We start from the raw sequence: 22,120 nt of genomic DNA on the forward strand, positions 1-22,120 counted from the left end.
TCACTCCGAGGTGTGCGCAGGCCGCAATGCGCCCTGCGAGAAGAAGCGCCGGTGATCGATCACCGGCATGCGCGCCCGAATGGACGCCTGTTCGTCACTGTCGCGCTCGGCAAGCAGTACCGCTTCGCCTTGCGCCTGTTGCGCCACGATGCGCCCCCATGGGTCGACGATCGCCGCGTGGCCGTGGGTCTGGCGCTGGCCGGGGTGTAGCCCGCCTTGGGCTGCGGCCAGCATGTAGCATTGTGTCTCGATGGCGCGTGCGCGGATCAGCACGTCCCAATGCGCCGCCCCAGTCACCGCCGTGAAGGCCGACGGTGCACTGATCAGCTCCGCCCCGGCTGCCCTCAGCTGGCTGTACAACTCGGGAAAGCGCAGGTCGTAGCACACGCTCAGGCCCAACCGCCCGACCGGCGTATCGGCAACCACCACTTGCGCACCTGGGGCATAGTCATCGGATTCACGATAACGGCCACGATTGTCGGCAACATCCACATCGAACAGGTGCAACTTGTCGTACCGCGCCACCTGCTGCCCATGCTCGTCGATCAGCAACGAGCAGGCATGTGGCTTGCCCCGGGGCTGACCATCCGGTGGCAGGGCAATGGTGCCTGCGACAATCCATAACCTGAGGTCGCAGGCCACGCGTTTCAACCAGGGCAGGATCGGGCCTTCGCCAAGGGCCTCGGCGCGGCCGATGGCCGCAGCGTCTGCACGCCCCATGGCAGCGAAGTTCTCTGGCAGCACAGCCAGCCTGGCGCCACCTGAAGCCGCCTGCTCCAGAAGCCTGCTCGCCTGACGCAGGTTACCCTGCACATCATCCTGGCTGACCATCTGGATTACCGCAGCCTTCATCGACCCTCCTGACGCTATTTCTGGAATGGTTTCACAAAGGTAATCTTAGGCTCTTTCCACGGCCCAACTACCCGGTAATGCACGCTGGCAAAGCGCGACACCCGGTCGCCGATCAGGCGGTCGACCAGGAACAGTGCGCCGCCCACGGCCGGAGCGCCGACGATCAACGCTGCCAGGGGAAGGTTGTTGGTGACCGGCAGGCTGACCTGCAGGTTGGCAGCGACCCGCTCACGCACCATGTCCAGCGTACCATCGAGTTCGAAATCGCTCGACGGGCCGGTGACCTTGATCGGCGTGCGGGTTACGTAGACCCCTTCACTGGCCACCAGCAGCCCCTTGAGCCGGTCGTAGGCCAGGCCCTTTTCGAACAGGTCGGAGAAGTCCAGGCGCAAGCGCCGGCCGATGGCGTTGAAGTTCAACAAGCCAAATACCCGCAACGCTTGCGCCCCACCATCTACCTCGACGAACTGCCCGCTGTGCAGCACCGCATCGAGGCTGCCGGAGAAGCGTTTCAGGCTGATCGCCGCCGGGGATCCCGGCCACCGCCCGTCCACGTCCATGCGAAAGTCCCGGCTGGTTACCGTCGGGGCAAAGCCCCAGGCAGTGAGCACATCGCCCAGTTGCTTGCCCTGCACGCGGCCTTTGTACCAGCTCGTGCCGCCAGCGCCATCCCAACCACCGCTGCCGTCGATACGCAGCCCCTTGAGGTTCAGATCGATGTCGCTGGCATTCACCCCGGTACGGGTCGGGCGCAGCTTGATCGCAGCGCTGCCGTACAGATCGTCACCGCGGTAGAACCTATCGATGCGTACGTCCAGCGGCGGCACCTTGCGCGGGTCGAAGGACGCCAGCGGATCGGCGCCGTCTTCGTCCTGCGCCTGGTCGGCATTGCCTGCAGGCAGGCGCAAGGTTTGCAGCCGCACGACGATAGGGGCGCCTTCGGCGTCTGGCACGCGCGCGTCACCGACCACCTGCCGACTGTCCAGGCGCACGTCCCAGGCCGCCGACCCACGTGCCAGGCGCACCCTCGACTGGTTCAGTTCCGTACCGTAAGCCTTCAGGGTTCCTATGCTCAGGTCCACGCTCTGCAAAGTCTGCCGCGCACTGCCGCCGGGATCGTCGCCTCCGAGCTTTTGCGCCTGAGCCTGCCAAGGCTCAAGGTCCAGGGTATCGAGGTACCCACGAACGCGCAGGCCGCGCCCGCCAGGAGGCTGCGCTTGCCCAGCGCCAAGCAGCAACTCGCCAGCACCCTGGTCCAGGTGCTCGGCGGGTGCTACATAGGCCAGCCGGGCGAGATCGGTGTAGGCGGCGTCGATGCGCCGTTGCGCGCCTTGCAGGTTCATGCTGAAACGGCTGGCCCGGCTGTCGGCGGGCGCTTTGCCAAAGGGTGCCGGCAGGTCGATCGACAGGCCTTTGAGGTCCGAATCGACGCTCAACAGGTTTTCACGTGCGCCAATGCTCAACTGCAGCTGGTACGGCAGCTCGCCCGAGGCTGGCAGTGACTGGTCGAAATGCAGCCATTGGGTCAGCGCCTGCAGCGAAACCCGACCGTTGGCACTGATTCGTGTCTGCATCTGCCCCGGTTCGCCTTCAGCCGCGATCTGCGCAGTGACCGGCTTGCCGAATGCCTGCAGGGAAATGCCCTTGCCACTGAGGCCCTTGTCATAGTCGAAGCTGAAGTCGCCCTTCAAGCGCGTGAGCTCAAGCTCAGGCGAAGCGATCTTGAGCCGCGCATCGCGCGTGGCGAAATCCACCTTTACCTTGGGCTGCTGCCCATGGGCCAGCGGTATGTCCAGCTTGACCTTGCCTTTGAGGGGGCCCTCGCCTTCCCATCCGGCGAAGATCTCATGGGTGCCGATGGGCGCTTGCTTGAGTATCTTGAGCCCGTCCACCAGGCCGCCGTCGAAATTGCCGTCCAAGTGCAAGTGGCTGTCACCGTTGCCTTCCACATGTGGAATGTCGACGTTCACGTCGCTGACCTTGGTATCGAGCAGCACGCCGCGTTGTGCCTTGATGCGCACACCGCTGTCCTCGATGAACACGTCCCCGTCCACATGCTGTACCTGTGGCCAGCCGGGCTGGAAGTCCAAGGTGGCATCATGAACCTTGAAGAACAGGCTGATGCTGCGGGCTTCGGGCCTGGCGCCGTGATTGAGCGAGCCTTGGTACTGGAAATAACCCTGGTCGACGCTGCCTTTGACGATTGCGCTGCGCAGCCATTGGTCCAGGGCCGGGCTCAATACCTCAGGCAGGTACTTGGCGGTGTAGCGGCCATCGCCATCGGTCAGACCGACACGCAGGTCCATGTAGTCTTCACGGCCTTGCTCGAACAACAGGCGGATGAGGAAGTCGCCTGCTATGTTGCCCTCCTCGCCCACGACCTTCAGATAAGGGGCAATCAGGGTGAAACCTGCCTTGTCCAGCGTCCAGGTCAGGCGCGCATTGGCTTTCTGGTAGTGCCAGGGTTTGGCGAAGATCGGATCCAGGTGCAGCATGAACGCGTCGGTATCCAGACGCAGCTCGCCGTGCCCAAGGTCGCCGCTGATGCTGCCATTCACGTTACCGGCAGCCGGGGCACCGTGATACGCATCGAAACCCACGCGCTCCAGGTTGCCTTCGAACGCCAACCGGCGATCACCGTCGGCATGGGGCCGGGCCGTCAGTTGCACGTTGCGCAAGGCACCTGTGACATTGAGGCCATCGACCACCGCCAGCGCCTGCTGGCCCATGGGCGCCAAGGCGTGGATCAACGGCGTGAGGGGGGTCAGCTCCAGACGATCGGCCTGCACCTGCCAGCTTTCATCAGCCGGCGCAGCACCGTTGCGCTGCCTCAACCGCAGCCGCGACGCCCAATGCGTGTCGCCAAGGTCCATCGCCAGCGAGTCGACAACGACGTCGAAGCCCTCATCCTGACGCTCGAACCAGGCATTGAGGGCCAGATTGTCTACCTTGGCCGGTTTGCGCGTGTCATAGGCCCCTTCGAGGTGCGGCGCATTCAGGCGTACGGCGCCCTGGTGCAACTGGCGGTCGCGCCAGTCGAACCAGGCCTCGCCGCCAGCCTGAAGCACCTGGGCATGCCACTGCCCCAACAGCCGAGGCGGCAACCAGCGCGCCCAGTCACTGTGCGGCAGGTTGAGGTAGCCGTCTACCTGCGCGTCACGCCAAGCCTCGGCCGAAGCCCGGCTGCGCGCGCTCAGCGTCAGGGGTTGGCCATCTGGCAAGGTTGCCCGTAGGTCCAGCGATTGCCGCGAAGGCCCTGCCAGCAAGCCTGCGCTGACATAGGTCAGCGTCAGCGGATCACGCTGCCAGGCGTGCAGGGTGACCTGACTGTCGAACACATCGACCCGCCCAAGCCGGCGCAGGTCCTTGAGCAATTGTTCGGGTTGCAGCGGTGCGTCGTCCTGCTTGGGCAGGCCCTCGAGCTTCCACTTGCCGGTTTCATCCTCGCGGGCGATCAGTTGCAGGCCGGCCAGCTGGATGCGCGCCAGGCGCACTTGACGTGCGACCAGGCTGCCCCAGACATCCGGCACCACGATGACGTCATCGAGCCGCAAGGCCGTGGCGCCTTCACCGATTTGCAGGTCATGTACGGTCAGCACCGGTGACAGCCTGCTCCAGCGGCCCTGGAGCGCGCCGATGTGCACGGGCACACCCAGTGCCTCGGCGACCCTGGCCTGCACCGTGCTGCGGTACTCGGCCACCAGCGGCACCAAGGCCCGGCCGAGGCTTGCGTACAGCGCCACTGCGATAAGCAGCAAGGCGCAAGCCCCCAGCCCCCAACGGGTCAGGACACTCAGAACGCGGCTTAGACGTCCCATGGCCATGGCCCTCCAGGTCGTATATGCATAATGGCCCGTGGTACCGTTTTCGCCACGCCGACCGAAGCGCGTCGGGGTTCAGCAGGCCTCAGAGCAGCACCACGTCATACTGCTCTTGCGAATACATCGACTCGACCTGGAAGCGAATGGTTCGCCCGATGAAGGCCTCGAGTTCAGCCACGTTGCCAGACTCTTCGTCCAACAGGCGATCGACCACCTTCTGATTGGCCAGCACGCGATAGCCTTCAGCCTGGTAGGCGCGGGCTTCACGCAGGATTTCGCGAAAAATCTCGTAACAGATGGTTTCGGGGGTTTTGAGCTTGCCTCGTCCCTGGCAGGCCTGGCACGGTTCGCACAGCACCTGCTCAAGGCTCTCCCGGGTGCGCTTGCGGGTCATCTGTACCAGGCCCAACTCGGTGATGCCGATGATGTTGGTTTTGGCGTGGTCGCGCTCCAGCTGTTTTTCCAGCGTTCGCAGCACCTGGCGCTGGTGATCCTCGTCCTCCATGTCGATGAAGTCGATGATGATGATGCCGCCGATGTTGCGCAGCCGCAGTTGCCGGGCAATGGCGGTGGCGGCCTCCAGGTTGGTCTTGAAGATGGTTTCTTCCAGGTTGCGGTGGCCCACGAAAGCGCCGGTGTTGACGTCGATGGTGGTCATCGCCTCGGCCGGATCGACCACCAGGTAGCCACCCGACTTCAGTGGCACCTTGCGATCCAGGGCGCGCTGGATTTCGTCTTCGACACCATACAGGTCGAAGATGGGCCTTTCGCCTGGGTAGTGTTCGAGCCGGTCGGCGATTTCAGGCATCAGCTCTTGCACGAACTGCGTGGTGCGCTGGAAGGTTTCCCGGGAGTCGATGCGGATTTTTTCGATCTTCGGGTTGACCAGATCGCGCAGGGTACGCAGCGCCAGGCCCAGGTCCTCGTAGATGACCAGGGGTGCGCCACAGGTCTTGATCTGCGCCCCGATCTGCTCCCATAACCGTCGCAGGTAGCGGATGTCCTGCAGGATTTCCTCAGCCCGCGCGCCCTCGGCGGCGGTGCGCAGGATGAAGCCGCCGGCCCCTTGTATGTTCTCGCTGTCCACGCAGTCGCTGACCACGCGTTTAAGGCGTTCACGCTCGGCCTCGTCCTCGATCTTGAGCGAAATGCCCACGTGGCTGCTGCGGGGCATGTAGACCAGGTAGCGCGACGGGATCGACAACTGGGTGGTCAGCCGCGCGCCCTTGCTGCCGATGGGGTCCTTGGTGACCTGCACCACCAGCGCCTGGCCTTCATGGACCAGGGCGGTGATGTTTTCCACCGCCGAGCCTTCGCGCTGCGAAATTTCCGAGGCATGGATGAATGCGGCCCGTTCCAGCCCGATGTCCACGAACGCCGCCTGCATGCCGGGCAGCACCCTGACCACCTTGCCCTTGTAGATATTGCCGACGATGCCGCGACGCTGGGTGCGCTCGACGTGCACTTCCTGCAGTACCCCGTTTTCCACCACCGCCACGCGTGACTCCATCGGGGTGATGTTGATCAGGATCTCTTCGCTCATGGCAGGTTCTCGTCCAGGGTCTTGTTCTAATGATGGATGGCGCAAACGGTGCTGGCTACTGCGGGCGTGTCACCTCAGGTGTCGAGGCCGCCGGTTGCCAGCAAGCGATGCCGAAGCGCTCGAGCAACTGTGCCGTTTCACTCAATGGCAGACCGACCACGGCCGAATAGCTGCCCACCAGCCCGGTGACGAATACCGCGCCCAGCCCTTGAATGGCATAGCCGCCCGCTTTGTCCGCCGGCTCGCCGCTGGCCCAGTAGCGCTGGGCCTCCTGCTGGTCGATGAGGCGAAAGCGGATAGTGCTGCTGACACACAGGCTCTCCACACGCTTGCCGTCATCGAGCGCCACTGCCGTCAACACCTGGTGTTCGCGGCCAGACAACCGGGCCAGCATGCCAAGCGCGTCGTCACGGTGCTCGGGCTTGCCGAGAATACGGCCGTCAAGCACCACGGCCGTGTCAGCGCCCAGCACCACAGCGCCTGCGTTCGCCATCTTGGCAGGTTCGAGACTGGCGCGACCGGCTGCAGCCTTGGCTTTGGCCAGGCGCTGCACATACGCCTTTGCGCTTTCGCCAGGCAGCGGGGTTTCATCGATGGGCGCGCTGGCCACCCTGAAGGGCACACCGATCTGCGTCAGCAGCTCACGCCGCCGTGGAGAGCCGGAAGCCAGGTATAGCGGGGTCATTCGGACATCTCCCTGTCAGCGGCCACCAAGCCGTCAATTGATGTGCAAGCGTCGGCGAAGATCGCGCAAGGCAAAGCTGATCCATGGCCAGAGCAGCGCGCTGATCACGGCCGACCAGACCAGCGCCAGGGTTGGCAGGCGGTTGCCGGTCAGGGCGCTGAGCCACAGCTGAAGCAACTGCGCAATGCCGAAGACCACCAGAATGATCAGGCTTTGCTGCCACATGGGGAACATGCGCAGGCGCTGTTGCAGGGACAGCACGAGGAATGTGATCAGGGTGAGGATCAACGCGTTCTGCCCCAACAGGGTGCCGTACAGCACGTCCTCGGCCAGGCCAAGCATGAACGCTGTGGCCATGCCGACCTTGTGCGGCACGTTCAAGGTCCAGAACGACACCAGCAACGCCAGCCACATGGGGCGAAAGACTTCCATGAACTGCGGCATGGGCGAGACGCTGAGCAGCAGGCCGACGACAAACGTCAGCCAGATGACCCAACCATTGTTGCGGCGCGATGCGGCCATCACTGCCTCCGGGGTTGAGTGGGCACAGCGGGTGCTGCGGCCGGGCTTGCAGGCTGTGCAGCGGGCGCTGTGGCGGGCGTACCGGGCTGGGTGGCAGGCGCAGGGGTCGCGGCAGGGGCGGTGTTTGCGGGCATGCCGTTCACAGGCTTGCCTTGACCGGTCGTACCAGTACCCTGAGCAGGAACCGTCCCCCCCTTGCGGTCCGCTTCTTCCTGGGCAATCGCGGCATCGGTGGCGCGCTGCTCGGGCGTGCGCCGGTCGCTGAACACCAGCAGCATGTAACGGCTACGGTTGAGCGCCGCGGTGGGGATGGCGCGCACGATGGCGAATGGCTGGCCGGAATCGTGGATCACCTCGTTGACGGTGGCCACGGGATAACCGGCGGGGAAACGTTGGCCCATGCCGGAGCTGACCAGCAGGTCGCCTTCCTTGATGTCCGCCGTATCGGCCACATGGCGCAGCTCGAGGCGCTCAGGGTTACCGGTACCGCTGGCAATGGCGCGCAAACCGTTGCGGTTGACTTGCACGGGAATGCTATGGGTGGTGTCGGTGAGCAGCAAGACCCGCGAGGTATAGGGCATCAGTTCGACCACCTGCCCCATCAAGCCGCGGGCGTCGAGCACCGGTTGACCGAGAAACACGCCATCGCGCTCACCCTTGTTGATCAGGATGCGGTGGGTGAAGGGGTTGGGGTCGACACCGATCAACTCGGCAACTTCGACCTTTTCGTCGACCAGCGCCGAGGAATTGAGCAGCTCCCGCAGGCGCACGTTCTGCTCGGTCAACGCCGCCAGCTTCTGCAGGCGGCCTTGCAGCAGCAGGGCCTCGGTCTTGAGTTTCTCGTTTTCGGCAATCAGCTCGTTGCGGCTGCCGAACTGGCCCGCCACCCCTTGCCAGGCGCGTTGCGGCAAGTCGGTGATCCAGTAGGATTCCATGAGCACCAGGCCCATCTGGCTGCGAACAGGCTTGAGCAGGTCGAAGCGCGCGTCGACGACCATCAACGCGACCGACACCACCACCAGGACGAGCAGGCGAACGCCCAGCGAGGGGCCCTTGGAGAAAAGCGGTTTAATGGGCCGTTCCTCGTGGACGACTCAGGAAGTCATTGGACATGGGACAAGGCACCAGCCTGGTTGCGAATTGATGGATGAGGCACCCGAACGGGCACCGGCCAGCACATACAGGTAGCACTGTGCGTGCTACCTGTAAACCGGGGCTCACGAGCAGCGAGTAAGCATCACTCGCTCGAGAGCAGGTCCATTGCGTGCTTATCCATCATTTCCAGGGCTCGACCGCCCCCGCGTGCGACACAGGTCAGCGGGTCTTCGGCGACGATGACCGGCAGCCCGGTTTCCTGGGCCAGTAGCTTGTCCAGGTCACGCAGCAGTGCGCCGCCGCCGGTCAACACCAGGCCACGTTCGGCGATGTCGGAAGCTAGTTCAGGTGGCGATTGCTCCAGGGCACTCTTGACCGCCTGGACGATGGTCGCCAGCGACTCCTGCAGCGCTTCGAGCACTTCGTTGGAGTTCAGGGTGAACGCACGCGGTACGCCTTCGGCCAGGTTACGGCCGCGGACATCAACTTCACGCACTTCACCGCCCGGGTAGGCAGTGCCGATTTCCTGCTTGATGCGCTCGGCGGTGGATTCGCCGATCAGGCTGCCGTAGTTACGGCGCACGTAGGTCACGATGGCTTCGTCGAAGCGGTCGCCACCCACACGCACCGATTCGGCATACACCACGCCGTTGAGCGAGATCAGCGCGATTTCGGTGGTACCGCCGCCGATGTCGACGACCATGGAGCCACGGGCCTCTTCGACCGGCAGGCCGGCACCGATGGCAGCGGCCATGGGTTCTTCGATCAGGAACACTTCGCGGGCACCTGCACCCAGGGCCGACTCGCGAATGGCGCGGCGCTCAACCTGGGTGGACTTGCACGGCACGCAGATCAGCACGCGGGGGCTGGGCTGCAGGAAGCTGTTCTCATGAACCTTGTTGATAAAGTATTGCAACATTTTTTCGCACACGCTGAAGTCGGCGATCACGCCGTCCTTCATCGGACGAATGGCTGCGATGTTGCCAGGCGTACGGCCCAGCATGCGTTTGGCTTCGGTACCGACGGCGACGACGCTTTTCTGATTGCCATGGGTACGGATGGCAACAACCGAGGGCTCATTCAGGACGATACCGCGCTCACGCACGTAAATTAGGGTGTTGGCAGTACCCAGGTCGATGGACAGATCGCTGGAAAACATGCCACGCAGTTTCTTGAACATGGGAAAGTGACCCTGGGGAAAGCGTGGGTAAAAAAGTGCGGCAAACTCTAACAATGGCAGGGATTTTGGGCAAGGAGCCAATATGTTAAATTGGCTGTTTTTCCGAGCATGCCAGCCGATGATCGCGGCCATTGGACCGCCAAAAAGCTGACATGTTCCTCATTGCGGACACTGAATCCGTTCTTTCTATCCTTCTGGAGATCCCCATGGCGCTTGAACGCTGCGACGTGGAAAAGATCGCCCATCTGGCCCGACTGGGCCTAAATGATGGCGAACTGCCACGCATTACCGACGCCTTGAACAGCATCCTCGGGTTGGTCGACCAGATGCAAGCGGTGGACACCGCCGGCATCGAACCCCTGGCTCACCCCCTGGAGGCCAGCCAGCGCCTGCGCCCCGACCAGGTCACCGAGCACAACCAGCGCGACGCTTATCAGGCCGTCGCCCCGCAGACCGAGAACGGTCTGTACCTGGTTCCGAAAGTCATCGAGTAAGGGATAGAGCCTGCCATGCATCAATTGACCCTGGCCGAGATCGCCCGCGGACTCGCCGACAAGTCGTTTTCCTCCGAAGAGCTGACCGGCGCCCTGCTGGACCGTATCAAGCAGCTCGACCCACAGCTCAACAGCTTCATCACCGTGACCGACGAGCTGGCCCTGGGCCAGGCACGTGCCGCCGATGCCCGCCGTGCCGCTGGCGAAGGTGGGGCGTTGCTGGGCGCGCCCATTGCCCACAAGGACCTGTTCTGCACACAGGGCGTGCGCACCAGCTGCGCCTCGAAGATGCTCGACACCTTCAAGGCGCCCTATGACGCCACTGTGGTGGCCAAGCTCGCCGAAGCCGGCATGGTGACGTTGGGCAAGACCAACATGGACGAGTTCGCCATGGGTTCGGCCAACGAATCGAGCCACTACGGCGCGGTGAAGAACCCCTGGAACCTCGAGCACGTACCCGGTGGCTCGTCCGGCGGCTCGGCCGCTGCCGTAGCCGCGCGCCTGTTGCCGGTGACCACCGGCACCGACACCGGCGGCTCGATCCGTCAGCCGGCCGCGCTGACCAACCTCACCGGCCTCAAGCCCACTTACGGGCGCGTCTCGCGCTGGGGCATGATCGCCTATGCCTCAAGCCTGGATCAGGGCGGCCCCCTGGCCCGCACGGCCGAAGACTGCGCGCTGCTGCTGCAAGGCATGGCCGGCTTCGACGCCAAGGACTCGACCAGCATCGAGGAGCCGGTTCCCGACTACAGCGCCACCCTGGGTGATTCGCTGCAAGGGCTGCGCATCGGTCTGCCGAAGGAGTACTTCGGTTCTGGCCTGGACCCGCGCATTGCCGACCTCGTACAGGCCAGCGTCAAGGAACTGGAAAAGCTCGGCGCGGTGGTCAAGGAAATCAGCCTGCCGAACATGCAGCACGCCATCCCGGCGTACTATGTGATCGCCCCGGCAGAAGCGTCCTCGAACCTGTCGCGTTTCGACGGTGTTCGCTTCGGTCATCGCTGCGAGGCGCCCAAGGACCTGACCGACCTGTACAAGCGTTCCCGTGGCGAAGGCTTCGGCGCCGAAGTGCAGCGCCGGATCATGGTCGGCACCTACGCCCTGTCGGCGGGCTACTATGACGCTTACTACGTGAAGGCCCAGCAAATTCGCCGCCTGATCAAGAACGACTTCATGGCTGCCTTCAAGGACGTCGACCTGATTCTCGGCCCGACCACGCCCAACCCGGCCTGGAAACTGGGCGCCAAGAGCAGCGATCCGGTTGCCGCCTACCTCGAGGACGTCTACACCATCACGGCCAACCTCGCGGGCCTGCCAGGCCTCTCGATGCCAGCCGGCTTCGTCGATGGCCTGCCGGTGGGCGTGCAGTTGCTGGCGCCCTATTTCCAGGAAGGCCGCCTGCTCAACGTAGCCCATCGCTACCAGCAGGTGACCGATTGGCACACCCGCGCCCCTAACGGCTTCTGAGGAACAGACACATGCAATGGGAAGTTGTGATCGGGCTGGAAATCCACACTCAGCTCGCCACCCAGTCGAAAATCTTTTCCGGTAGTGCCACCACGTTTGGCTCGCAACCCAATACGCAGGCGAGCCTGGTCGACCTGGGCATGCCAGGTGTACTGCCGGTCCTGAACCAGGAAGCGGTACGCATGGCGTGCATGTTCGGCCTGGCCATCGATGCCGAAATCGGCAAGCGCAACGTGTTCGCGCGCAAGAACTACTTCTACCCTGACCTGCCCAAGGGCTACCAGATCAGCCAGATGGACCTGCCCATTGTGGGCAAGGGCCACCTGGACATCGCCCTGGAAGACGGCACCATCAAGCGCATTGGCGTGACCCGCGCCCACCTGGAAGAAGATGCGGGCAAGAGCCTGCACGAAGATTTCAGCGGCTCCACCGGCATCGACCTGAACCGTGCCGGCACCCCGCTGCTGGAAATCGTGTCCGAGCCCGACATGCGCAGCGCCAAGGAAGCGGTGGCCTACGTCAAGGCCATCCATGCGCTGGTGCGCTACCTGGGCATCTGCGACGGCAACATGGCCGAAGGGTCGCTGCGCTGCGACTGCAACGTGTCGATCCGGCCCAAGGGCCAGATCGAGTTTGGCACTCGCTGCGAGATCAAGAACGTCAACTCGTTCCGCTTCATCGAGCGCGCGATCAACAGCGAAATCCAACGCCAGATCGACTTGATCGAGGACGGCGGCAAGGTGGTTCAGGAAACGCGCCTGTACGATCCGAACAAGGACGAAACCCGCTCCATGCGCAGCAAGGAGGAAGCCAACGACTACCGTTACTTCCCCGACCCGGACCTGCTGCCGGTGGTCATCGAGGACAGCTTCCTGGAAACCGTGCGCGCCGGCTTGCCGGAACTGCCCACCCAGAAAGTCGAGCGCTTCCAGAGCCAGTACGGGCTGTCGGCGTACGATGCCAACGTACTGGCCTCGAGCCGTGAACAGGCGGACTACTTCGAGGAAGTGGTCAAGCTCGGGGGCGACGCCAAAATGGCCGCCAACTGGGTCATGGTCGAGCTGGGCAGCCTGCTCAACAAGCTCGGCATCGAGATCGACCAGGCCCCGGTCACCGCCGCACAGTTGGGCGGCATGCTGGTGCGCATCCGCGACAACACCATCAGCGGCAAGATCGCCAAGACCGTGTTCGAGGCCATGGCCGCAGGTGAAGGCGATGCCGACACCATCATCGAAAGCCGCGGCCTCAAGCAGGTCACCGACAGTGGCGCTATCGAATCGATGCTCGACGAGGTGCTGGCGGCCAACGCCGAACAGGTCGAACAGTACCGCGCCGCCGACGAGGCCAAGCGCGGCAAGATGTTCGGCTTCTTCGTCGGCCAAGCCATGAAGGCATCCAAGGGCAAGGCCAACCCTGGGCAGGTGAATCAGCTGCTCAAGACCAAGCTCGAAGGTTGACCGTACCCTCCAGCGGGGGCTCGCCCTCGCTGACAGACCAGCCGAGGCTGACCAGCGCACCCTGGTCAACCTTGGTTTGTCCCGCGCCCGGTCACAAGCTGGGGCGCACTGGAGTACCTGCATGTTGAAACGTTCTCTGGCCAGTTTGGCCCTCTTTTCCTGTCTGGCAGGCTGCGCCAGCCATGACATCGACCCGCGAGGATATGACCGCACGGGTACTGCCTCCTACTACGGTGCCCGCCATCACGGCAAACGCACCGCCAGCGGCGAGGCGTTCAATCAGCATGGCCTGACGGCGGCTCATCGCAACCTGCCGTTCGGCAGCCGGGTGCTGGTGACCAACCTGGCCAATCGACGCAGCGTCGTGGTCCGTATCAATGACCGCGGCCCGCACGCCCGCAGTCGACTGATCGACCTGTCTCGGGCTGCCGCTGAAAAAATTGGCATGGTGCGTAGCGGAACGGCGCGCGTGCGAGTACAAGGTCTTAGTGACTGACGCCCAGGAGCCCTACCATTTTCGATCTGGCCACCCTCCCCACGTTCAGCCTGCTGCAGCTGGGCATCGCCTTGCTGCTGTTGGTCGCCGGCGCCGAACTGCTGGTACGGGCTGCACTGCGCCTGGCGCAACGCCTTCATGTCCGACCGCTGATCATCGGGCTGAGCCTGGTGGCATTCGGCAGCACCGCACCCCAGTTGACCCTCAGCCTGCAGGCCGCCTACCAAGGCGCACCGGACGTTGCCGTGGGCAGCGTCATCGGCAGCAACATCTTCAATGTGCTGGCCATTCTTGGCCTGGCAGCCCTGGTCATTCCGCTTCGCGTCTCTCGCCAGCTGGTACGCCTGGATATCCCGTTGATGATCCTGGCCAGTGCCTTGGTCTACGGGTTGGCTGCCAATGGCTATCTGGGCCGCGTTGAAGGCGTGTTGCTGCTGCTGGGGCTGGTGGGTTATCTGGCCATGCTCTGGCACCAGTCCCGTCACTACGCACGCACCTACCCTGCCCCGCCATCGGTGCCACAAAGCCCGGCGCGCTTCTGGTGCGCTGCGCTGCTGTTGGTGATGGCAGGCCTGGGGCTGCTGAGCCTGGCCGGTCATCTGCTGCTCGACGCGGCCGTGGAGGTGGCCACCGACCTGGGCCTGTCCGAGCGCGTCATCGGCCTTACGGTGGTGGCCATCTGTACGTCGTTGCCGGAACTGGCGGCAGCCCTGATCGCTGCCTTGCGCGGTGAACGCGAGATCGCCGTGGGCACCGTGATCGGCAGCAACCTGTTCAACCTGCTGGGCGTGTTGGGCCTGACCGCCGTGGTGACCCCCGAGCCCTTGTCGATTTCGCCCAATGCGCTGGATTTCGACCTGCCCGTCATGCTGGGCGTGGCCGCGTTGAGCTTGCCGGTGTTTTATTCGGGCTATCGCATCACCCGGGCAGAAGGGCTGGTGTTCCTGTGCCTGTACCTGGCCTACGGCCTGCACATCGCCGCTTTCACCATGGGCATGCCCCTGGCCGAGCGCCTGGAGCGCCTGATGCTGCTCTATGTATTGCCCGTGCTGGCGGTGGTGTTGGTGTACACCACGGTGCGCGCCTGGCGCCGCCAGCATTGAGTACCGAGCGTCGGATCAGCGGCTGGCCTGGCGAGCCTTCTTCAACTTGAAGGCTACCCACAGCAGCAGGATCCAGCCTGGGATCAACATCACGGAGATGCGAATAGGTGGCGTCAGGTACATCACCACCAAAATCAGCACGATGAAGGCCAGGCACAGGTAGTTGGTGAACGGATGACCCAAGCTCTGGTAGAAGGGCTGTACCCCTGCCGCGCGCTTGGCCTTGCGGAACTTGAGGTGGGTGATGCTGATGCTGGCCCAGTTGATCACCAATGCCGACACCGCCAGTGCCATCAGCAGGCCAAAGGCTTGGCCGGGCATCAGGTAATTGATCACCACGCACAGGCCCGTGGCCAGGGCAGAAATGCCTAAAGCTGCCAGGGGTACACCGCTGCGGCTGACCTTGAGCAACTGACGCGGGGCATCGCCTTGGCTGGCCAGGCCGAACAGCATGCGGCTGTTGGCGTACACGCAACTGTTGTAAACCGACAACGCCGCTGTCAGGACCACGATGTTGAGGATGGTCGCGACCAGGTCGCTGTCCAGTTCATGGAAGATCATCACGAACGGGCTACCGCCTTGTACCACTTTCTGCCAGGGGTACAGCGAAAGCAGCACCGCAAGCGCGCCGATGTAGAAGATCAGGATCCGGTAGACCACCTGGTTGGTGGCCTTGGGAATGCTCTGGCGCGGATTGTCGGCCTCGGCGGCCGTGATGCCTACCAGTTCCAGGCCACCGAACGAAAACATGATCACGGCCAGGGCCATGACCAGGCCGGTCACGCCGTTGGGGAAGAACCCGCCGTATTGCCACAGGTTGGCCACACTGGCATCCGGGCCGCCGCTGCCGGTGCTGAGCAACCAGGCGCCGAAGCCTATCATGCTGACGATGGCCACGATTTTTACCAAGGCGAACCAGAACTCCATCTCACCATAAACCTTCACCTGGGTGAGGTTGATCAGGTTGATCACCACGAAGAAGATCGCGGCCGTGGCCCAGGTTGGAAACTCAGGCCACCAGTACTGGACGTAGATACCCACCGCCGTCAGCTCGGCCATGCCGACCAACACGTAGACTACCCAGTAGTTCCAGCCAGACACGAAGCCTGCGAACTCGCTCCAGTACTGGTGGGCAAAATGGCTGAAGCTACCGGCGACCGGCTCTTCGACGACCATTTCCCCAAGCTGGCGCATGATCAGGAAAGCCATCAGGCCAGCAATGGCATAGCCCAGCAAGACCGAGGGGCCGGCCAGCTGAATGGTCTGGGCGATGCCCAGGAACAACCCCGTGCCGATGGCGCCGCCGAGCGCGATCAGCTGGATGTGACGATTCTTCAGCCCGCGCTGTAACCGCTCGGGCGTGCTCTGGTCTTGCATGAAGTGTCCTTTCGCTCAGTGAGGCAATGCTGTTGCTGTTGTTTGCAGTCAAGGATCTAGATCCATCCGCCCCACTGCAAGATGAAAATACCAATGTTGGTGGTGATCGCGGCCATCAGCGTGGTGATCACGATGATCGAAGCGGCCAGTTCATGGTTGCCGTTGGCCGCCCGCGCCATCACGTAGCTGGCCGCTGCGGTAGGGCTGCCGATGTAGAGGAACAGGATGCCCAGTTCGGCCCCGCGAAAACCACAAAGCCAGGCACCAAGGGTACCGATCAGCGGCAACCAGGCCATTTTTACCAGGCTGGCGTCCACGGCCAGCCGACCGCTGTCGCGCAGAGCCGTCAGCGACAGGGTGCCGCCAATGCAGATCAGGGCCAGGGGCAGCGTCATCTGCGCCAGGTAATCACCGGAGGTAAGCAGCCAATTTGGCAACGGGACTTGGCCGTAGGCCATGGGAATGGCGACCAGCACGCTGAGGATCAGGGGGTTTTTCAGGATGCTTTTGAGGATGCTCCACGGGTCGGACTTCAGATCGGGGCTGTAGACCGCCAGCACGATGGCAGACAACGAGTTGTACAGCAGGATCACCAACCCGGCCAACACTGCACCCAATGAGATGCCATAGTCGCCGTACAAGCTGGCGGCCAATGCCAGGCCAATCACGCCGTTGTTGCCGCGAAAGGCCCCCTGGGTGTAAATGCCTCGGTCGGCCCACGGGCTGCGCCAGACGGCCATGCCCCAGGCGATGGCAAATCCGGCCAGGGTGGCCACCGTGAAATAGAGCATGATCCCGGGCCGGACCGCAGCCGCCAGGTCGGCATGATAGATGCCCAGAAACAGCAAGGCCGGCATGCAGACGTTGAACACCAGTTGCGAGGCGACCTTGTTGAAGTTGTCGTCGATCAGGTGGATACGGCGAAGCAACACGCCCAGAAACAACATGGCGAAAACGGGCGCCGTGATGTTCAGCGTCTGGATGAGAAGGGCAAGCATGGGCGCACAATCCTGAAAGGGGGGTTGCCGTTAGGGGGCTAATGATACGCCAACGGCCAGGATTTGCGGGCATTGTGCCGTGATGGCCTTGCAAGCGGCCCTGCTGGAGTACTGAACCGGACGCGATGGGCCGCGCAGCGGCCGCAGGATTTCAAACTCGCAGCCCCAGTACATCTGGGCTCATCGCGGCCGGTCCGGCATCCGCCAAGATCGCGCCTGCAGCAGCATTCAACGCCGCACTGGCCGCTTCTGCAATTTGCGCTGCAATGTCCGGCGGTGCATGCCCAGCGCGCGCGCGGTCGCCGAGATGTTGCCCTCGTGCTCGTTCAACACGCGCTGGATGTGTTCCCACTGCAGACGGTCCACGGACATGGGGTTTTCCGGCACCAGGGTGTCTAGGTCGGTGTGCTCGGACAACAAGGCCGCCAGCACATCGTCAGCGTCGGCCGGTTTGCACAGGTAGTTGCAGGCGCCGCGCTTAACCGCTTCCACTGCCGTGGCGATGCTCGAGTACCCGGTCAGGATGACGACCCGCATTTCCGGGTCCAGCTCCAGCAGCTTGGGCAGCAGCACCAGGCCCGAATCCCCGTCCATTTTCAGGTCGAGCGTGGCGTAGTCCGGCAGGTCTTGCTGGGCCAGGATCAAACCTTCTTCGGCCGAGCTGGCGGTGCTCACCCGAAAGCCCCTGCGGCTCATGGCCCGGGCCATCACCCGGGTGAAGGTGGCATCGTCGTCCACCAGCAGCAGGTGCGGCAGCTCTTCGGTTTCAACCTGGTTTTCTTCACTCATCATGCTTCTCCTCGCGTGCCGTAGGGCAGGCGCAATTCGGTCAGGGTGCCACCTTGTTCATGACTATAGAGTTTCACTGAGCCACCCGCACGGGTGACGCTGGCCTTGCTCAGGAACAGGCCCAGGCCGAAGCCCTTGCCCTTGGTGGTAATGAAAGGTTTGCCAATGGCTTCGGCGATGGCTGGCGGTACGCCAGGGCCATGGTCGCGGATGCTGATGACGATGTCCTGGTGATCCCAATCCAGGCGCACCTCCAGATCATCGGGACAGGCATCGGCGGCGTTGTTCAACAGGTTGAGCAGCGCCTGGGTCAGATCAGGCGGCGGCGTCAGCCGGGGGACAAGACCATCACGCAGGCGCTGGAAGCGGTAACTGGCTTCCGGGCGCATCAGGTGCCAGCGGTTGAGGGCCTCGTCGAGCCAGACGGTGACGTCCTGCTCGACGATGGCCAGCCGGCGATTGGCCTCGGCTGCGCGAACCAGCTGTTGCAGGGTTTCCTTGCACAGCTTGACCTGGTCCTGAAGTATCTGCAGGTCTTCCTGCAGCAGCGGATCAGTGTGATCCTGGCGCATCTCGTTGAGCAACACGCTCATCGTCGCCAGCGGCGTACCCAGCTCGTGGGCTGCGCCCGCAGCCTGGGTGGCCACGGCCAGCAACTGCTCATCGCGCAGGCTTTCTTCGCGGCGCTCCGAGCGCAGGTGCTCCTGGCGCCGAAGTTCCTCGGCCATGCGCGCGGCAAAGAACGTGATCACCGCGGCGGCCAGCGCAATGCTCAGCCACATGCCGTAGACCTGCATCTTGTCCCGTGCCAGTGGCAGGCCTTCGAGCGGGTAGAACTGCACCAGCAGCAGGCTGTAGGCCGTCAGCGCGATGCCCGACAGAATCAGCGAATACAGCCAGGGCAGCGTAACCGCCGCGATCGCCAGCGGCACCAGGTAGTAGGACACGAAGGGGTTGGTCGAGCCGCCGGAGTAGTACAGCAGGGCGCTGTGTATCAACAGGTCGCACGCCAGTTGCAGGGCATATTCGAGTTCGGTGACCGGCAGCGACAAGCGCAGGCGCAGCGCCGTGAACGCGCACAGCAGCGAGGACAAGGCCAGGGTGCCGGCCAGCGACAGCCAGGGCAGTGGCAACAGCTCGGTCCAGTAGGCCACGCCCACCGAGCCGGCCTGGGCGGCCAACACAAGAACGCGAATGACGGTCAGTCGCCAGAGGTTCTGGCGTGTAGCGGACAGCGGTTGTACGGCGGCGAGCATGAGCTCTCCTGATGAGTGCTCCAGAAAATCGGCTGGAGTATACCGAAGCGGGGCATGCTGCTGCAGTGATGCGGCAAACCGCCACACTTTGTCACAGCTTCATGGGGCCAGCGCTGAACCCACTATACTGTTCCCGGTCTGATGGGCCATGCGTGGAATGGATGGCCACACCCCACGCTTTCATCTGCCAAGGAGCACCTTATGCTAATCCAACGTCGCGGCGCTGCCCTTCTCTTGTCCTGCGGTCTGCTGGCCAGCCTGCCAGCGCTGGCCGCCGATGAACCGCGCTTCAACCAGGTGTCGCTGCGCGCCGAAGTGAGCAAGGAAGTGGCACGCGACCTGATGGTTGTGACCCTCTACAGCGAAGCGCAGAACACCGACCCGAGCAAGCTTGCCAAGCAGATCACCGAGACCATGAACAAGGCCGTGCAGCAGTCGCGCCAGGTCAAGGACGTCAAGATCAGCCAGGGCAGCCGCAACAGCTACCCGGTGTACGACACCAAGGGCCAGAAAATCACCGGCTGGCGCGAGCGTGCCGAGCTGCGGCTCGAAAGCGCGGACTTCCCGGCGCTTTCACAGCTCACCGCCGAGCTGCTGCAAGACCTGAAAATGGGCGGCATGGACTTCTCCATCGCACCGGCTACCCGCAAGTCCAGCGAAGACGCGCTGCTCAAGGAGGCCGTCGACGCGTTCAAGGCGCGCGCCCAGTTGGCCACCGAAGCCCTGGGCGGCAGCGGTTACAAGGTGGTCAGCCTCAACTTGAACAGCAGCGGCTACCCACGTCCTTACCTGCGCAGTGCGCCGATGGCGATGAAAGCCATGGCAGCAGACGAGGCTGCGCCCGCGCCGGACATCGAGGCGGGCACCAGCGAAGTGAGCATGAACGCCGATGGCTTGATCGAAGTTCAGATGCCCTGACCGCAAGGTGGCAGGGGTAGGTCCAAGGCCAGCCCCTGACCAGCAGCAGATGCCCTGGCGCCTTCACTGGCCCGCCAGGGCTTTTCTTCTTCCCCTAACGGGTAGCCCGCATTTTAAGAGATTTCCTACACCCTCTTAAGCCTTTCCCGACATCTTCCTTTAATCAGCAATATTCTGCAAAAAGCCACCATTCTGCCCTCGCAAACGTTTAACTCCGTCAAAAGTTACAGCGATGCGACATTCATGTACTGCCGTGCCACATTTCAAGTCCCGACTAACCTTGTGCATATTGCATTGGGCCCACCCCTGCATAAGTATCCGCAGGTCGGCTCACGAGGCCGCCTCTTCTGAACAATGACAACAATGAGGCCAACATGCTCAAACATGCAGTCATTCCGTTCCTGCTAGGCGCAGGTTTGCTCACCGGCGCCCCGTCGGCCTTCGCCGCTTCCAACCTGGTGTTCTGTTCAGAAGGCAGCCCGGCCGGTTTCGACCCGGGGCAATACACCACTGGTACCGATTTCGACGCCTCTGCCGAAACGGTTTTCAACCGGTTGACTCAGTTCGAGCGAGGCGGCACCGCGGTCATTCCTGGGCTGGCAACGCGCTGGGAGGTGGCGGAGGATGGCAAGACCTACACCTTCCACCTGCGCGAAGGCGTGAAGTTCCACACCACCGATTACTTCAAGCCCACCCGCCCGTTCAATGCAGACGACGTGCTGTTCACGTTCAACCGCATGCTCGACAAGGACCATCCGTTCCGCAAGGCCTACCCCACCGAGTTCCCATACTTCACCGACATGGGCATGGACAAGAACATCGCCGGCGTCGAGAAACTGGACGACCATACGGTCAAGTTCACTCTCAACGACGTCGACGCCGCTTTCATCCAGAACCTGGCCATGAGCTTTGCGTCCATCCAGTCCGCCGAGTACGCCGACCAGTTGCTCAAGAATGGCAAGGCCGCCGACATCAACCAGAAGCCGATCGGCACCGGCCCGTTCGTGTTCAGCAAGTACCAGAAAGACGCGCAGATCCGCTTCAAGGGTAACAAGGACTACTGGAAACCCGAGGACGTGAAGATCGACAACCTGATCTTCGCCATCACCACCGATGCTTCGGTGCGCATGCAGAAACTCAAGAAGAACGAGTGCCAGGTCACGCTGTTCCCGCGCCCGGCCGATATCGCCCCGCTCAAGCAGGACCCCAAGCTGCAGATGCCCCAGCAGGCGGGCTTCAACCTGGGCTACATCGCCTACAACGTGATGGACCAGGTCAAGGGCAGCACCCAGCCCAACCCCATGGCCCAGCTCAAGGTGCGCCAGGCGCTGGACATGGCCGTGGACAAGCAGAAAATCATCGAGTCGGTGTACCAGGGGGCAGGCCAGCTGGCGGTCAATGCCATGCCGCCGACCCAGTGGTCGTATGACAGCAGCATCAAGGACGCTCCCTACGACCCCGACAAGGCCCGCCAATTGCTCAAGGAAGCCGGCATCAAGGACGGCACCGAAATCACTCTTTGGGCCATGCCGGTCCAGCGCCCGTACAACCCCAACGCCAAGCTGATGGCCGAGATGCTCCAGGCAGACTGGGCCAAGGTCGGTATCAAGGCCAAGATCGTCAGCTATGAATGGGGTGAGTACATCAAGCGCTCCAAGGCGGGCGAACAGGGCGCCATGCTCATTGGCTGGAGCGGGGACAATGGCGACCCTGACAACTGGCTGGGCACCTTGTATGGCTGCGACGCCATCGACGGCAACAACTTCTCCAAGTGGTGCTACAAGCCCTACGATGACTTGATCAAGCAGGCCAAGGCCACCTCCGACCAGGCCAAGCGTACCGAGCTTTATCAGAAAGCCCAGCACATCCTCAAGGAACAGGTGCCGATCACCCCGATCGCCCACTCCACCGTCTACCAGCCCATGAGTGCCAAGGTGAAGGACTTCAAGATCAGTCCATTTGCCCTGAACGCGTTCTACGGCGTCAGCGTGGACAAATAGCCTGAGGGCTGCGCCCGCCTGACGGGCGCCTGACCCACCCAATCCATACCCAGTCGTCCCGCTGCCA

18 protein-coding genes are annotated in these 22,120 nt (G+C 63.1%); 7 read left to right on the forward strand and 11 right to left on the reverse strand.

Annotated features, from left to right (window positions below; all coding sequences use genetic code 11):
- The 7 genes from CWR53_RS18005 to mreB all read right to left on the reverse strand — a co-directional run bounded on the left by CWR53_RS18005 (position 1) and on the right by mreB (position 9,698).
- Positions 1 to 852, reverse strand: a complete 852-nt coding sequence (locus CWR53_RS18005; protein ID WP_058604404.1) for a carbon-nitrogen hydrolase family protein — start codon at positions 850 to 852, stop codon at positions 1 to 3.
- A gap of 14 nt (positions 853 to 866) precedes the next feature.
- A complete protein-coding gene (locus CWR53_RS18010; RefSeq protein WP_100852175.1) occupies positions 867 to 4,676 on the reverse strand; it encodes a YhdP family protein in 3,810 nt (1,269 codons plus the stop codon).
- A gap of 82 nt (positions 4,677 to 4,758) precedes the next feature.
- Entirely contained in the window at positions 4,759 to 6,216 is a 1,458-nt protein-coding gene (gene rng, locus CWR53_RS18015; protein ID WP_058604402.1) for a ribonuclease G, read from the reverse strand.
- Positions 6,217 to 6,271: 55 nt separating this feature from the next.
- Positions 6,272 to 6,901 carry a nucleoside triphosphate pyrophosphatase gene (locus CWR53_RS18020; RefSeq protein WP_100852176.1) on the reverse strand — a complete coding sequence of 210 codons (630 nt, stop codon included), beginning with the start codon at positions 6,899 to 6,901 and terminating at the stop codon, positions 6,272 to 6,274.
- Between the two features lie 33 nt (positions 6,902 to 6,934).
- The gene (mreD, locus tag CWR53_RS18025) at positions 6,935 to 7,423 is read right to left on the reverse strand and encodes a rod shape-determining protein MreD (protein WP_058637491.1); all 489 of its coding nucleotides are present in this window, start codon (positions 7,421 to 7,423) and stop codon (positions 6,935 to 6,937) included.
- Entirely contained in the window at positions 7,423 to 8,454 is a 1,032-nt protein-coding gene (gene mreC, locus CWR53_RS18030) for a rod shape-determining protein MreC (protein ID WP_375335503.1), read from the reverse strand. Before mreC ends, mreD begins: the two co-directional genes overlap by 1 nt.
- Positions 8,455 to 8,660: 206 nt before the next feature.
- Positions 8,661 to 9,698, reverse strand: coding sequence for a rod shape-determining protein MreB (gene mreB, locus CWR53_RS18035; protein ID WP_003255163.1), 1,038 nt, complete (start codon positions 9,696 to 9,698; stop codon positions 8,661 to 8,663).
- A 206-nt stretch (positions 9,699 to 9,904) separates the two neighbouring features.
- On the opposite strand from mreB, the gene gatC reads away from it, so the two are divergent.
- From gatC to CWR53_RS18060, 5 genes are all read left to right on the forward strand, one after another.
- The gene (gatC, locus tag CWR53_RS18040; protein ID WP_023533299.1) at positions 9,905 to 10,192 is read left to right on the forward strand and encodes an Asp-tRNA(Asn)/Glu-tRNA(Gln) amidotransferase subunit GatC; all 288 of its coding nucleotides are present in this window, start codon (positions 9,905 to 9,907) and stop codon (positions 10,190 to 10,192) included.
- 15 nt (positions 10,193 to 10,207) lie between these two features.
- Positions 10,208 to 11,659 carry an Asp-tRNA(Asn)/Glu-tRNA(Gln) amidotransferase subunit GatA gene (gatA, locus tag CWR53_RS18045; RefSeq protein WP_100852177.1) on the forward strand — a complete coding sequence of 484 codons (1,452 nt, stop codon included), beginning with the start codon at positions 10,208 to 10,210 and terminating at the stop codon, positions 11,657 to 11,659.
- A gap of 11 nt (positions 11,660 to 11,670) precedes the next feature.
- Positions 11,671 to 13,116, forward strand: coding sequence for an Asp-tRNA(Asn)/Glu-tRNA(Gln) amidotransferase subunit GatB (gatB, locus tag CWR53_RS18050; RefSeq protein WP_100852178.1), 1,446 nt, complete (start codon positions 11,671 to 11,673; stop codon positions 13,114 to 13,116).
- 121 nt (positions 13,117 to 13,237) lie between these two features.
- The gene (locus CWR53_RS18055) at positions 13,238 to 13,612 is read left to right on the forward strand and encodes a septal ring lytic transglycosylase RlpA family protein (RefSeq protein ID WP_078479061.1); all 375 of its coding nucleotides are present in this window, start codon (positions 13,238 to 13,240) and stop codon (positions 13,610 to 13,612) included.
- 59 nt (positions 13,613 to 13,671) lie between these two features.
- Positions 13,672 to 14,715, forward strand: a complete 1,044-nt coding sequence (locus CWR53_RS18060) for a calcium/sodium antiporter (protein WP_058604398.1) — start codon at positions 13,672 to 13,674, stop codon at positions 14,713 to 14,715.
- Positions 14,716 to 14,730: 15 nt separating this feature from the next.
- Here the strand turns inward: CWR53_RS18060 and CWR53_RS18065 are convergent, their stop codons facing one another.
- From CWR53_RS18065 to CWR53_RS18080, 4 genes are all read right to left on the reverse strand, one after another.
- Positions 14,731 to 16,092 (reverse strand): amino acid permease, encoded by a 1,362-nt coding sequence (locus tag CWR53_RS18065; RefSeq protein ID WP_058604397.1) that lies wholly within the window; start codon positions 16,090 to 16,092, stop codon positions 14,731 to 14,733.
- A gap of 56 nt (positions 16,093 to 16,148) precedes the next feature.
- On the reverse strand, positions 16,149 to 17,090 hold the full coding sequence (locus tag CWR53_RS18070; RefSeq protein WP_078479064.1) for an AEC family transporter: 942 nt from the start codon (positions 17,088 to 17,090) through the stop codon (positions 16,149 to 16,151).
- A gap of 228 nt (positions 17,091 to 17,318) precedes the next feature.
- Positions 17,319 to 17,879 (reverse strand): response regulator transcription factor, encoded by a 561-nt coding sequence (locus CWR53_RS18075; RefSeq protein ID WP_058637486.1) that lies wholly within the window; start codon positions 17,877 to 17,879, stop codon positions 17,319 to 17,321.
- Positions 17,879 to 19,135: an ATP-binding protein gene (locus CWR53_RS18080; protein WP_058604394.1), complete on the reverse strand. Its 1,257-nt coding sequence runs from the start codon at positions 19,133 to 19,135 to the stop codon at positions 17,879 to 17,881. The genes CWR53_RS18075 and CWR53_RS18080 overlap by 1 nt, the downstream gene beginning before the upstream one ends.
- A 201-nt stretch (positions 19,136 to 19,336) precedes the next feature.
- Here CWR53_RS18080 and CWR53_RS18085 point away from each other — a divergent pair, with 201 nt between their 5' ends.
- Complete coding sequence (locus CWR53_RS18085; RefSeq protein WP_058604393.1) at positions 19,337 to 20,053, forward strand: SIMPL domain-containing protein; 717 nt, start codon at positions 19,337 to 19,339, stop codon at positions 20,051 to 20,053.
- A gap of 374 nt (positions 20,054 to 20,427) precedes the next feature.
- A complete protein-coding gene (locus tag CWR53_RS18090; RefSeq protein ID WP_100852179.1) occupies positions 20,428 to 22,053 on the forward strand; it encodes an ABC transporter substrate-binding protein in 1,626 nt (541 codons plus the stop codon).
- Positions 22,054 to 22,120 lie beyond the last annotated feature (67 nt).

Source organism: Pseudomonas sp. SGAir0191 (assembly GCF_002812565.2).
In the GTDB taxonomy this organism is placed as follows: Bacteria; Pseudomonadota; Gammaproteobacteria; order Pseudomonadales; family Pseudomonadaceae; genus Aquipseudomonas; species Aquipseudomonas parafulva_B.